This is a genomic window from Paenarthrobacter sp. 10N417 (assembly GCF_056394745.1).
Genome location: NZ_JBFTIL010000001.1, coordinates 254,882 through 268,195 on the forward strand (window position 1 = coordinate 254,882; position 13,314 = coordinate 268,195).

Genomic DNA, 13,314 nt, shown 5'->3' on the forward strand with positions numbered 1-13,314 from the left:
CGGGCTGCAGGGTTGGTAAGAAGATATGACGGACCTTACGGGTAAAACGATTGCCATCACTGGAGGGTCGCGGGGCCTTGGCCTTGAGATGGCCCGGACCGTCCTTGCACACGGAGCGGCAGTAGCGCTGATCGGACGCACCAAAGCGACACTTGAAGAAGCGGCCGGAAGACTCTCAGCCGGAGCAGGTACGCCACTTGGCAAAGGCTCGAGGATCAGCATCCATGTTGCTGACGTCGCAGATGACGCACAGGTCCGGGACGCCTTTGCTGGGATCCTTGACCATCATGGACGACTCGACGGCTTGGTCAACAACGCTGGCATCGCGGAGGAATACGCCTTTCTCGATACCCCCGCGGAGAGCTGGCGGCGTGTCCTGGAAATCAACCTCACCGCACCGTTCACCTGTATGCAGCACGCAGCGCGCGCCATGGGCCCGGGCAGCGCCATCGTGAACATCGCTTCCGTCGACGCCCATGGAGCCGACGGGCCCTACGCGAGCTACGTCGCAGCCAAGACAGGCCTCCTCGGACTCACCAGGGCCGCAGCAGTCGAGCTCGGGCCCCTTGGCATCCGGGTGGTCTCGGTGAGTCCTGGCTGGACGTTGACGGACATGGCGGCAGAGTCGGTGACCCCGGAAATGCTGCACAGCATGCGCACCAACTTCAAGCGCACACCCTTGGGCCGAATGAACACAAGCGACGAAGTCGCCAACACCGTCCTGTTCCTCCTGAGCGACCTGGCCTCCGGCATCACCGGAGAAGACATTCTCGTGGACGCCGGAACCAGGGCCAACCTCTACATTCTCGAGTCCCTCGAGACAGGAACACCCAGCGAAGAAGGATCTACTCCGTGACTATCAGAATTGCCGTCATCGGTGCCGGAACAGCCGGCTCCGGAGCAGCCCGCCGGGCAGTGGAACTCGGCGCCTCCGTTACCCTCATCGAACGTGATGCCCCGGCCAGCGGCTCGTCCGGGCGCTCCGCGGCCATCTACAACGTCCAGACGGTCGATCCCCTGCACATCGAACTGCGGATGCGGGCCCGCGAACTGTTCTTCCGTCTCGAAGCCGAGCACGGGCTTCCGCTCAAACGAATCGGCAACGTCCGTGTGGCTTGGAGCGATGCTGACCTCGAGCGCCTCGAAGCTGTCAACCAGGTTCAGCGGGAACTTGGCCTCGGTCCCGAAGATGCCCTGCTGATCAATCGCGAGGAACTTCAGCAGCTTGTCCCCGATCTGGACACCACCGACCTGGCCGGCGGTCTTTTCGGTCCCAGGGACGGCACCGTCAACGGTGAAATCATGTGCCAGGCGCTCGTGACCGAAGCCGTGGAACTAGGCGCCGTCTACAAGAAGGCAGAAATCCTCGGACACGTTCGGCAGGACGATGGCACACACCTGCTCAGCACATCCGACGGCCATGTGGTCGCTGACGTAGTCATCAACGCTGCAGGAGCATGGGCCGGCATTGTCGGCGACATGCTCGGACATCCCGTCCCGGTCCTTCCCCAGGTCCACGACATCGTCAAGGTAACGCTGGAAAAGCCGTTGAGCTACACCGTGCCAATGGTCAATCTGTACATGCCCGGTTCCGACGAGGAAGCCCTGTACTTCCGCCAGTTCGACGAAACCACCCTACTGGCCGGCTTCCACACCTATAAGGTCGTCGAAGGCCACCCCATCGCCGACCCGAACAACTTCCGTGGCGAAGTGGAACCGAGCTACGTGGCCGCTGTCCAGGAGGCCATCACCGAACGCTTCCATGTTCCCGGCATGACCGCCCACGCAGGCTGGACCGGCCTCTACCCCTGCACCGCCGACGAGGAATTCATCATCGGTCCCGAACCGGGCGACAACTCCGTGATCACCTGCACCGGTCTGGGCGGCGTAGGCGTGACCTCCGGTGCAATCGCCGGCTACAGCGCAGCCGAATGGGCCGTCACCGGCCAGCCCACAACCGTTCCCGGCGCCACACGATGGCTGCCGGGCCGCAAGAGCCTGAAAGGAACCACCAAATGAGCATTCTTCTGGTCAACGACGACGGAGTAGAGTCCCCCGGACTGCATTCCCTCCGGAACGGACTCATCAAGGCAGGGCACCGCGTCATCACCATGGCCCCGGCCGTTCCCCGCAGCGGGACCTCCCGCAGCGCCACTTTTCGGCCCCCGGTCCTGTTCACCCAGGTCGACGGCGACGAAACGAACCCCGTGTACGCCTGCGACGGTACCCCGACCGACTGCGTCCGGGTGGCTTTGATGTCCGACCTCGCACGTGACGTCGAACTCGTCCTCTCAGGAATCAACGAGGGCGGAAACCTCGGCGATGACTCGACTTACTCCAGCACCGTCGGTGCAGCCATCGAAGGTTCGCTCTTCGGCTTGCCCGCGATCGCAGCTTCCCAGCAGTCCCGAGACGGGCTGTTTCGTCTCGTCGACCTTGACGGCTACGACTGGGACTTCGGCGTCGACTTCACTATCTGGCTGGCCGAGGCAGTCCTCAAGGCCGGAATGCCTACCCGAACCGTGATCAACGTCAACGTTCCCGGCCAACCCAGCGGTGACGCAGCCCCCCTGCTGACCCGACTCGGAAAACGTGCATGGAAGCGCAATGAACTCCAGGTCGAGACCTACGGCTCACTCCGTGGTTACTTCACTTTTGGCGTCAACCACGAAGGAAGTGCCCCCTTCATCGAAGAAGAAGGCACCGATTTCGCGGCCCTGGCCCAGGGACGTGTCAGCCTCACCCCGCTGTCCGTCCACTGGTCAGAACCCCATGCCGTCCGCGAACTGCAGGACTGGCTGGAACAGTTTGTCGCAACAGGCAGCGCCCCCACCCCCCAACCTGCCAGCCTCAAGCAATAACCCCTACCCCTCCCCAACATGTTCAAGGGATACAGCTATGACTGAGATATTCCCGGCAGCGACCGATCTGAAAAAACCCCAAGGCTCTCACAAGCTGACCGGGACACTGAACACCGCAGACATCGTCTTCACCGTTCTGGCCTTCAACGCCCCGCTGTCCGTTTTTATCGGTTTCATCCCCGTTATCATCGGCGCCGGCAACGGGCTCGGCGCACCAATGGCCTATGCCGTTGCCGGCGCCCTGATCCTGCTCTTCACCGTCGGTTTCACCGCCATGGGCCGACGGCTTCCAAACCCCGGCGCTTTCTACGCCTACATCACAGCCGGCCTCGGCCGCCCGACCGGTCTGGGTGCGGCTTTCCTAGCCGTAATCTCCTACTTCTTCATCCTTGTCGGCGGCTATGCCTTCGGTGGCATAGCCCTCGAAACCCTGGTCAGGGACGTCTTCAACGGGCCCGACATCAGCTGGTGGGTCTGGGTCCTGGTGCTCATGGCACTGGCCGGAACCTTCGGCTACTTCCGCATCACCCTGTCAGCCAAAATCCTGACTTACTTCATGATCGCCGAACTGATCGTCATCATCGCCTATAACGCTGTCGTCTTCGCCACCGGAGGAGCCGAAGGCGTCTCCGCCGAACCGTTTATAGCCAGCAACATCCTCTCCGGCAACGTCGGTCTCGCCTTGCTGTTCGGCATCGTTTGCTTCTCGGGATTCGAGGCGACGGCGGTCTTCCGGGAAGAAGCCCGGAACCCCGCGCGGACCATCCCCCGGGCCACCTACATCGCCGTTGCCATGATGGCGGGCCTCTACGCCCTTTCAGCTTGGGCGCAGATTACTGGAGTCGGGGCAGGCCAGATCGTGGACCAGGCAGCGACCGACCCCACAGGAACCGTTCTGGCCTCGGTCACTGCATTCCTGAGCAAGACCGTGGCCGACATCGTGAACGTCCTGCTGGTAACCAGCATTTTCGCCGCCAACCTCGCCACGCACAACGTCACCGGAAGATACGTGTACTCCCTCAGCATGGACCGGATCTTCCCGGCCGCGTTGAGCGAGGTACACCACAAACACGGCTCACCCCACCGCGCCTCCATCGTGACCTCGGTGATTGCCGTGCTCTTCCTGATGGCACTCGTCCTGGCCAATGTTGACGGCCTCACCATCTACGCGGTGCTCATCGGGATCGGAGGCTACGCCCTGATCCTCCTGCTCCTGATGACCAGCGTCGCCGTCGTCCGATACTTCAGGATCCCATCAGCCGAACCTGTCTCGATATGGAAGCACACGGTCGCCCCGGCAGTTGCCGCCCTCGGACTGGTCGTTGCGCTCGTTCTAGCGACACAAAATGTCGCGGTCCTCATCGGTGGCGACGAAACCCTCGCAGCCGCTCTCATGGCTCTCTTCTACGGCTCCGTCGTCGTAGGGATCGTCTACGCGCTCGTCCTGCGCAAGAAGAACAATGCTGTTTACCTTCGCATCGGGCGCCAGGAACTGTAACTGAGGGTTGCAGAAAGCCCGCCACCTCTCCTAAAGGAAAATCCCGCATGACCACCAGCAGCACCGCCCACACTATTCACGGCTCTGCCGAGGAACTGGACAGAGCCGCCTGCTTTATCGGCGGTGGCGTGGCATCCGGGCTCAGGCGGGCTCTGCAGCCCCAGCCCCTCTCCTTCGATCATGGCTCGGGGAGCCACCTGACCGACGTCGACGGAAACGACTACATCGACTACGTGCTGGGTTGGGGCCCGGCGATACTTGGCCACAACCACCCAGCAGTGACTGAGGCCGTTCAGCATCAACTCCACAAGGGCCAGGTCTTCGGAGCCATCCACGCTGGGGAGCGCCGCGCAGCCGAACGTCTCCTGGACTGCCTTCCCGCGTTCGAACGCATACTGTTCAACAACACCGGCACCGAAGCAGTCCAGGGGGCACTGCGCCTGGCACGCGCAGCCACGGGAAAAAATCTCATCGTCAAATGCGCCGGCGCTTATCATGGCTGGCACGACACCATGCTCCTGAGCTACCACGGCCACCCAGGCGGCCACCGCCCCGTCGCCAACAGCCTCGGGCAAAACCCGCGCAGCCTTGATGACGTCCTCGTCGTCGAATTCAATGACCCCGCAACCCTCTCGGACGTTTTCTCCCGACACGGACAAGACATCGCAGCCGTCATCATCGACCCGATCATGTCCAACAGCGGCGTCATTGCACCCACCGTTGACTTCCTTCACGCCCTGCGGGAGGAATGCAACCAGGCCGGTGCGCTTCTGATCTTCGATGAAGTCATCTCAGGCTTCCGCGTCGGCCTCGGCGGCGCGGTGGAAGTCTATGGAGTCGTGCCCGACCTCGCCATTTATGCCAAAGCCATGGGCAACGGCTTCCCGATCAGCGCCATCGCCGGCCGGGCAGACGTGATCGATCTCGTCACCAAAGGCGTGGTCCACGCGGGAACCTACAACGGCAACGCCGCCGCGACCGCCGCGACGATCGCGACTGTGGATACCCTCGCCGAACCAGGTACATACGATAATCTCCGCGCGACAGCCAAGTCCCTGGCCACAGGTCTGCAGGAGATCTTCGCGGGTGAAGGGATAAACGTCAACGTCCACCATCTCGGCCCAATCGTGCAGCTTCTATTCGCCGACACGAGCCCGACCACAGCGGACAGGTTCGACAGCACCGACTGGAGTACCTGGGACCGGTGGACACGTTCCCTGTCTGCTCACGGTCTGTTCCTCCTGCCGCACGGCAGATTGTTCCTCTCCGTCGCCCACACCGCTGCAGACGTAGAAGCAACGCTGCAGGCCTTCAAAGCCATCGACCTTCAGGACACCACTCAATGACTAACCCCGCAGAGCACCCCTCGGACCGAACCGCCAGCCCCAGGCCCACCGCGCTCATCACGGGAGCAAGCGGAGGTATCGGCCTCGCCGTCGCACTGGAATTCGCAACGACTCACAACATCGTGGCCATCGACCGGGACGAAGCCCGGCTCGCGGACCTGGCAACTGAGGCCGACCTCCGAGGTGCTCAAACGCTCACCCGCGGCGCGGACGTCACCGATGAACAAGCCCTGATCACCATCGTCGCGGAAGCGGAGCAGGCCTTCGGTTCACTGCACGCCGTCATCGCCTGCGCCGGCATTGCCCCCAGCGGCACTGTTGAAACCACTACACTTCAGGACTGGCAGCGGGTCCTCGCGGTCAACCTCACCGGCGCCTTCGTCACCGCCCGCACCACCATCCAGTCCCTCAAGAAATCCAAAGGTTCCTTCATCGCCATCGCCTCCGATGCAGGAACCACCGGCGCCCAGGACCTTGCTGCCTACGTCGCCTCAAAGCACGGAGTTGTCGGGCTCATAAAGTCCATGGCACTGGACTTCGGACCCGACGGAGTGCGGTCAAACGCTATCTGCCCCGGCTTCGTCGAAACAGCAATGATGAAGCACATCTTCAAAGAGTCCCCTGAAGGCACCGAAGACTATTACCGGAACACCGTGCCGCTCGGACGCTTCGCGCAGGCCATCGAAATCGCAGGAATTGCCCGGCACCTCACCGAATCCACCTACGCCAACGGCATGACGTACGCGGTGGACGGCGGGTCCACCGCCGGCTACTTCCAATCCTCCACGTCGCCCCAGAACTAACCGCCCCCTCGCCTCAATAAGGAACCTCTCCTCGATGTACACCCACCGCAAAGAACAGGACTCGAGCAGCCTCGAGACCAACCAGCTCGTAGGCGTAGAAGAACATGGACGACCGAAATACCCAGCGACCATTGACGCCAAGACCGAAGACTCCACTGTCCTTTCGATACTGCCGCACGGGGACCACCACCGGGCCATCCATTCCGTAGACGGCGCAGTGCTTGACCCGCAGCCAACACACGCACAGCCCTAACTAACCACGGACCGACATACACGGTAGCCCGAAAGGAATGGTTCAGCCATGACAAAGACGTCGCTCAAGAACAAAGAACTGGACATCAGTACCTCCACCGATGAACACAACCGCGCCAAGGCAGTGATCCCCGGCGGGCTGGTCTCTCTCGTCCGGCGTAGGGACCACCAGGTGGTCTTCGAACGGGGCGAGGGAGCCTACCTTTGGGACGTTGACGGTAACCGATACATTGACTGCGTCATGGCGCACGGTCCCGTGCTCCTGGGACATGCCCACCCTGAAATAAACCGTGCCGCCGCCCGCTCCCTTGACAACGGCATCCAGTTCGGCGGATCAACCCCGGGGGAAACTGCGCTGGCGGAGGCAGTCCTTAAGCAACTCGGATACGCCGACAAGGTCACCTTCATGACCACCGGCACCGAAGCCGTCCAGCTAGCCATCAGGGTGGCCCGGACAACCACCGGCCGAAACCTCATAGTGAAATTCCACGGGCACTACCATGGGTGGATTGACCCGGTCTACGTCAACATCCCTGGCTACGACGTCCAGGGCCCGTCCACGCAGGACGGCGCTGGGGGAGCTCCCGGAAGCCTGGCAATCCAGCCCGCAGTGGACGGCTCGGCTATCCCCGAAGGCATACTGGTCACGACCTGGAACGACCTGGACGGCTTCGCCCGCCTCATGGATGAGATCGGAGACCGGACAGCTGCGGTCATCATGGAGCCCTTCCTCACCGGTTTCGGAACCTTCGAACCCGCCCCCGGCTACCTCCAGGGCTTGAAGGACATCTGCCATGACCACGGGGCGCTGGTGATCTATGACGAGATTGTCACCGGCTTCCGGGTGTCCCCGTCTGGGGCCGCGGGCATCGTTGGCGTTTCCCCGGATCTGGGCACCTACGCCAAAGCCATGGGCAACGGCTTCCCCATCAGTATGGTTGCTGGGACGCAGGAAGCGATGGCATGCCTCGAAGACGGAACCGTGCCAGCGGCAGGAACCTACAGCGGCACACCGGCCTCCGTCGCCGCCGCAAGAGCAACACTGGCCGAGATCGCTGAAGAAGGACCCAGCTTCTACGCCTATCTCGACCGCATCGGCTCACAGTTGCGCCAAGGGCTCGAACAAGAAGGACAGTCACGGTCCATTTCCATCAGAGTGAACCAAATCGGATCACTCGTCCAAATCCTATGCGGGCTGATCGAGGATCCCCGATCAGTCGAAGGAGCCTACGCCTCTGACCGGGACTTCGTCACCGAAATCTGTGAAGCCATGATCGGCCGCGGCATTTACATGACCCGCAAGGGCCTCATCTTCCTGAGCAGAGCACACACGACGGCCGACATCCAGGAGATCGTGTCCGTATTTGGCAAGGCCTTGGACAGTGTCCAGCGTGGGGCATGAGTTCGAGTGTTGCCGGGATGTGGCGTTCACACTTATATCGGGAGAAGCAAGGATATTTGCGGCCCGGGACCCGTCCGGGGGAGGACTACCTTAATAACCGACAGCCCCCGGCAAACAACATTCCGCCACGGGCAGAGCCGCAACAAACTCACATTTTCACCAGACGCAATGTGGGCAGGCACGCCTTCCACCGCAACCGGAACGGCCAAACTGGTATTTTTCCGTGATTTAGGAAGACAAAGGTAGCACTTTTCGCAGTGACGCTCTGGCCCAGCCTTCATCCAACGGTTCGTCCAGGCCCAGGCCGTACAGCATGATTCCGTCGAACATCGCAATCACCAGTCTGATGTCGTCCTCAGAAAGGTGAGGCCTCAGTATCCCCGCAAACGCGATCTCCCACCTTTGATTTAAGGGGCGCAAGGCCGGTCGCCGGTAGGCCAGAACATGCACTTCATATTCAAGGATGCTCACATCCCGCCTGTCGTTGGTGTAGAGAAGCACAAGGTCCACCAGCGCGTTTTCGAGGTCTTCGCGCAGGTCCCATGAAAGGCGCCACTGCTCAAGGACACGCAGTTCGCCTTCGCTGATCCACTCCAACGCGGCGGCCAGCAGGCCATCCAGATCATCAAAATGGTAGGTAATGGATCCCAGAGGCACGTCGGCGTAGGCAGCAACGGCTCTGTGGTTGAGGGCCAAGATCCCATCACGCTCAAGCACTTCAGCCGCGGCTTGGGTCAGGCGTTTCCTCCGGTCCGGATCATGCCTTCTGGGACGGCGCACGGCTTTTGCTGGGTTTGTGTTTGCTTCCACAGGCGGAGTGCGGGGTGGCTTGGCGGAGCTCAGTTGACCCGAGTCATTTCCCATCGAGTTGATCTCCTGCACCTGCGGCGGTCACTGGCTTGTTTGAGTCGGTACGGCCCGTTCTCGCATCAGTTTCCAGGCGTCGTCCGGTCCGGCTGCGGCGGGCGGCACCGCGCACCGAAGACTGTTTACCAGGGCTAACAATTCTCGCTGTAACCAATTGTGGTAGGGAATCCATCATCCGGAGCACTTTCAGCGAAACATGCAGGTCGACGACGTCGTCCATGCAGTCCAGTCGGAGGCCCGTGAGTTCGGTGACTCGGCCTAGTCTGTATCGCAGTGTCTGGCGGTGAACCCGTAGTTCAGTGCTAGCCGACTCCCATGAACGGTTGGCTTCCAAAAAAACTTCCGTTGACCGCACCAAGTCACTGCGGTGGCCCACGTCGTACTGGAGTAGTGGGCCTAGGACCGATTCAACCAATTCTTTCGCTTGCTGCAGGCTAACCGGAACCAGTCTGCGAGCCGCATGGACTCTTTCTTTATTGCTCTCGGAGTCCAGCTGCCTTCGCCATGCGGCGGACTGTGCCGCGTCAATCAACGAGTCCAGCGCCCAAAAGGGTTCACTATCGAAAAACTGGTGGTCGCCAGAACATGCCAGCCAACGCTCGTCGAATTTTTCGCCTCCGACAAGGACCGACGCTCCCCCGTCGTATTTGAGTGCCAGATGAGGAATGCTCTGCTGCCCGAGTCTGCTTCGAAGCGTGGCACAGTCCTCAGCGCGGCAGTCGATCATTCTCCATGGTGCAAGACCCAGGCCACGCCGGGCCAATGACGACATCATGGTTTCGCTATCGATGTGGCCGCTGAAGTACTCCATCATGTTCTCCCGCAGCGCATCGGCGTCGTGTTCATCCTGGAGACGACTGCGCTGCAGCTCGGCAGAAAAGAAGGAGCAGAGTTGCTCCAGCGCCTGCCCACCTAAGAGCGTCTGTGCCGTTGAGACCCATAGGGAAACGTTGTGTCCGCCCACAGGGCACACAAAGTAATCGAGGCCATTGAGTGTTACGGTCTTGCCGCCTGTGGAAGGCCCATACTTTCTCCGCGTCTGGCATATGTCCTGACCGGCGGGTGACCGGGTCAGCAGAGACATGCCCGTGAGGTGGTCGACGAGTTCGATCCGCACCCCCACGATCGCCGATACGTCGTCGCTCAAAAACACCCGGACTTTTTGGCTGTCGGCCCCGTTGCAAGCCCTGTACACCTCAATGACTTTGAGCAAGTCGTCCCAGGCGTGCTCGGCTACGTGGGCGGCTACGGCGGCGAAGGGCGTCGCCCATTTGACCTGAAGCAACGGGAAGCCGAGCCTGTTGGCGGTCTCTCGCATCGCCGTTCCAAATACGAGCCGCCCCTTTGTGTCCGATACTATGAGCCCTGCCATCCCCTGACGGTCAAGAAGCTGGACCAGAAGCTGCTGCCGATGGCTGTCGACCGGCAGAGCCGTGCTGGGCAACATAAGGAGTTCGCCAGCGGCAAGCCAGCGCCAGGGTTCCGGTTCAGAGCAAACATTTGCCGCTTTAATAGCCCGCCCCTCGCCCGCACGCCCAGCTTCAAGCCAAATCCCTATCGAGGGGCAATCAATGAGTTCTCGAATGGTCAGCATCTTCGCTCCTGCATCTGCATCGTTATGAACGATTGTACATATGGGTGGGATGTGTGCCACAAGTATGAACAGATCAACGATATTCATGGGTCTTCCGGCAAATCTAAGCTGGCTGAAGCACCCCCGCCTCCCGGTCGGGCAGATCCACGGCATGTGGGCCGCTCCCGTAGGGGTGGAGGCGTCGAATGCAATCCGCTGCATTACCTGGACCGATGCGGCCTTGATCTACGAACAGGAACCACACCATGAGCTACGTTTGGACCCCGGAACAAATCCAACGGTATTTCGGGTACTACGACGGACTCGCGACCCGGAACACATACTCCTACCTGACGTTTTCCACGACGCCGGAGTTCGCCCACGCCGTCCTGCCACCCTGCCTTGAACCGACAAATTCCCCTGAGATCACGGTCTCGTTCATGTCGTTCATGGAAGTGGCGGATGGGCGCACGAACAGAACCGGCAGGGACCGGTGCGCCATGATCCACATCAACGCCAACTTTGGCGAAGTCGAAGGTATCTACTACCTCACCGTGCTGGAGACGGAGGAAGTGAATCTGGAAACAGGGCGGGAACTTTGGGGCATGCCCAAGAAGCTGGGTACCATCGACTCTTTCGACGATGGTGAGACGCTTTTTGCAGTAGTCGAACGCAAGAACCACCGGATCATCGAGTTCGAAGCCGAAATGGGCATGGAGGAGGGCAGCCAGCCCTTCCAGGAAGAGTTCTACTTCGAACTCCGCGGACACTTCGGCGCAGACGGATTCAATCTCCAAAACCGCGAGCTAGTCGTCTTCAAGCTGGGTTCGACCGTCAACCGCTACCGGCCACTCCGTAACCCCCATGTCGTTCTCCAAGGTTCGCCCTGGGATCCAGGCGTCGGGACTGTCCCCCTGGGAGAATTCACGACCGGGGGCATGACTGGGGGCCGAATGACGTGGGACATCGTCGACGTGATCAACCTCAACGAGGACGGCAATGACTACGCTCCGTACATCCTCGGTCGTCTTTATGACGACTGGCCGGACCTGCGCAGCGACGACAGCCGCCGTCCCAACATCGATGCATCCCGGGATGCTCGATCCGAATTGGCCTCGGCCTGAACCATGGGTCAGCGGCAACCGGGATGCTTTAGGCCAAGCCATTGGTGGCAGGGCTTTCAAGATAGTCAATGGAGACTCTCATGACACAAGACAATGCTGTTAGTTCCCAGCAAACAAATGAATCAACACTTCGTCACGGTCAGACGTCACTTTTCTCGGTGACCGTGCTTGGATTGTCCGCCCAACAGATCGGCCCGGGTGTTGCCTTGGCCGGGGGCTACATGATCGTTTACGCCGGAGACGCCTCATGGGTGTCCATGCTGATTGCGCTCATCGGTGCCTGCACGATCGGGGCGATGGTGACGACCTTTTCCCGGCGTCTTGTCGCAACAGGCGGCTTGATGTCGTATGTTGCCTCGGTGCTTGGGCCGTACGCCCGCGCTCTGGTCGGCGCCGGGTATATTCTGGGCATCCTGATCGCAGTCGCGGCGGTAGTGACAGGGGTCGTGATCTTCAGTTCCAGCTTCTTGGTGGAAATGGGAATAGACTGGGCCGCGACACCCGCCGGGCAGGCACTGTCGGCTGTTGTCATAGCAGTCGCTGCAGGTGCGATCGCTTATCGGGGCGTGGACGCATCCGTAAAAGTCTCGGCGGTGCTGTCGTTCATCGGCATCCCCTTCGTCATCTGGGTCACCGTGGCCGCAGCGGGAGCAACCGAAGGCTATTCCTTGGCTCCTCAGTTCAATTTCTCCAGCGACACGATGTCATGGGACACAATCCTTCAAGGCACGTTGATCGCGATGGCCTACTTCGTCGGCTTCGAGGGTCTCAGCGCCATGGCAGGCGAAACCAAAGATCCCAAGCGTAATGTTCCACGCCTGGTCGTATGGCTCCTCGGTATCACGGGTTCAGCATACATTCTCATCTTGTGGTTTCAGATCCCGTCCTTGGGCGCCGGCCTCGACCAACTGGCCGCCGGCGAGTCACCGGCCGCCGTCCTGGCCCACCTCGGTGGGGTTGAATACCTGGCAGCTCCGCTGGATCTTCTTCTGGCTGCAGCGACGTTTGCCGGCCTCATCGCAACTTTCAACTACGGCTCGCGCATCGTGGCAACTGCAGCCTCGGCAGGTCTCCTGCCTCACCGCCTGTCACATATCCACAAGCGTCACCGCTCCCCTTCCGCTGCGGTGTTCTTCATGACGTTTATAGCGGCCGGACTGCCCATTGCCCTGCAGTTCGTCTCCGCTGCACCGCCGCTGGAATCCTCCGTGTATCTATATACACTGTTCTCCTACTGCTACCTGCTCCCGTATGTCGTAGGGGCTGTGGCTGCCGTTGTGTTGGTCGTCCGTGAAGATCGATCCAACCCGGTTCTCATCGCTGTGTTTGTGATCGGCGGAGCCGCCTGTGCCTACTTGCTGTACTACGCCCTCACAAGCGCAGGGGAAGGCATCTTCGGGGCCCTGCCTTGGATCGCCCTGGCCTTGACGGCCGTAGCCTTTCTGGCCTTCGTGGTGGCCCACAAGCGACGGCCCGCGGCAGAAGACGAACTATCTGATCTCCTGTAGCAACCGTCAACCACCTGTGCGGGTGCGACAGCGCTAGAAAACCGAACGCCACAGCAAATCGAGCCCATTCTGTGGCTGGT

The 13,314-nt window shown here is 61.0% G+C and carries 12 protein-coding genes; 10 read left to right on the top strand and 2 right to left on the bottom strand.

Annotated features, from left to right (window positions below; translation table 11 throughout):
• Positions 1-25 precede the first annotated feature (25 nt).
• The 8 genes from AC1DCM_RS01070 to AC1DCM_RS01105 are packed head-to-tail and all read left to right on the top strand — an operon-like array spanning position 26 to position 8,162.
• Positions 26-856: an SDR family NAD(P)-dependent oxidoreductase gene (locus AC1DCM_RS01070; protein ID WP_442016856.1), complete on the top strand. Its 831-nt coding sequence runs from the start codon at positions 26-28 to the stop codon at positions 854-856.
• Positions 853-2,019 carry an NAD(P)/FAD-dependent oxidoreductase gene (locus AC1DCM_RS01075; RefSeq protein ID WP_442016855.1) on the top strand — a complete coding sequence of 389 codons (1,167 nt, stop codon included), beginning with the start codon at positions 853-855 and terminating at the stop codon, positions 2,017-2,019. The genes AC1DCM_RS01070 and AC1DCM_RS01075 overlap by 4 nt, the downstream gene beginning before the upstream one ends.
• Entirely contained in the window at positions 2,016-2,861 is an 846-nt protein-coding gene (gene surE, locus AC1DCM_RS01080) for a 5'/3'-nucleotidase SurE (RefSeq protein WP_442016854.1), read from the top strand. Before AC1DCM_RS01075 ends, surE begins: the two co-directional genes overlap by 4 nt.
• Positions 2,862-2,898: 37 nt before the next feature.
• The gene (locus AC1DCM_RS01085) at positions 2,899-4,359 is read left to right on the top strand and encodes an APC family permease (RefSeq protein WP_442016853.1); all 1,461 of its coding nucleotides are present in this window, start codon (positions 2,899-2,901) and stop codon (positions 4,357-4,359) included.
• Between the two features lie 47 nt (positions 4,360-4,406).
• The gene (locus tag AC1DCM_RS01090) at positions 4,407-5,705 is read left to right on the top strand and encodes an aspartate aminotransferase family protein (RefSeq protein WP_442016852.1); all 1,299 of its coding nucleotides are present in this window, start codon (positions 4,407-4,409) and stop codon (positions 5,703-5,705) included.
• On the top strand, positions 5,702-6,508 hold the full coding sequence (locus AC1DCM_RS01095; RefSeq protein ID WP_442016851.1) for an SDR family NAD(P)-dependent oxidoreductase: 807 nt from the start codon (positions 5,702-5,704) through the stop codon (positions 6,506-6,508). Before AC1DCM_RS01090 ends, AC1DCM_RS01095 begins: the two co-directional genes overlap by 4 nt.
• Positions 6,509-6,542: 34 nt before the next feature.
• Positions 6,543-6,761, top strand: coding sequence for a hypothetical protein (locus AC1DCM_RS01100; RefSeq protein WP_442016850.1), 219 nt, complete (start codon positions 6,543-6,545; stop codon positions 6,759-6,761).
• A 48-nt stretch (positions 6,762-6,809) separates the two neighbouring features.
• The gene (locus AC1DCM_RS01105) at positions 6,810-8,162 is read left to right on the top strand and encodes an aspartate aminotransferase family protein (protein WP_442016849.1); all 1,353 of its coding nucleotides are present in this window, start codon (positions 6,810-6,812) and stop codon (positions 8,160-8,162) included.
• Positions 8,163-8,390: 228 nt separating this feature from the next.
• Here AC1DCM_RS01105 and AC1DCM_RS01110 read toward each other — a convergent pair whose 3' ends face one another.
• Both AC1DCM_RS01110 and AC1DCM_RS01115 read right to left on the bottom strand, forming a co-directional pair.
• Positions 8,391-9,026 carry a TetR/AcrR family transcriptional regulator gene (locus tag AC1DCM_RS01110; protein ID WP_477516976.1) on the bottom strand — a complete coding sequence of 212 codons (636 nt, stop codon included), beginning with the start codon at positions 9,024-9,026 and terminating at the stop codon, positions 8,391-8,393.
• Positions 9,016-10,824, bottom strand: coding sequence for a helix-turn-helix domain-containing protein (locus tag AC1DCM_RS01115; protein ID WP_477516977.1), 1,809 nt, complete (start codon positions 10,822-10,824; stop codon positions 9,016-9,018). The genes AC1DCM_RS01110 and AC1DCM_RS01115 overlap by 11 nt, the downstream gene beginning before the upstream one ends.
• Before the next feature lie 44 nt (positions 10,825-10,868).
• Here AC1DCM_RS01115 and AC1DCM_RS01120 point away from each other — a divergent pair, with 44 nt between their 5' ends.
• Both AC1DCM_RS01120 and AC1DCM_RS01125 read left to right on the top strand, forming a co-directional pair.
• A complete protein-coding gene (locus tag AC1DCM_RS01120; protein ID WP_442016847.1) occupies positions 10,869-11,726 on the top strand; it encodes an acetoacetate decarboxylase family protein in 858 nt (285 codons plus the stop codon).
• Between the two features lie 80 nt (positions 11,727-11,806).
• The gene (locus AC1DCM_RS01125; protein WP_442016846.1) at positions 11,807-13,234 is read left to right on the top strand and encodes an APC family permease; all 1,428 of its coding nucleotides are present in this window, start codon (positions 11,807-11,809) and stop codon (positions 13,232-13,234) included.
• Positions 13,235-13,314: the final 80 nt, after the last annotated feature.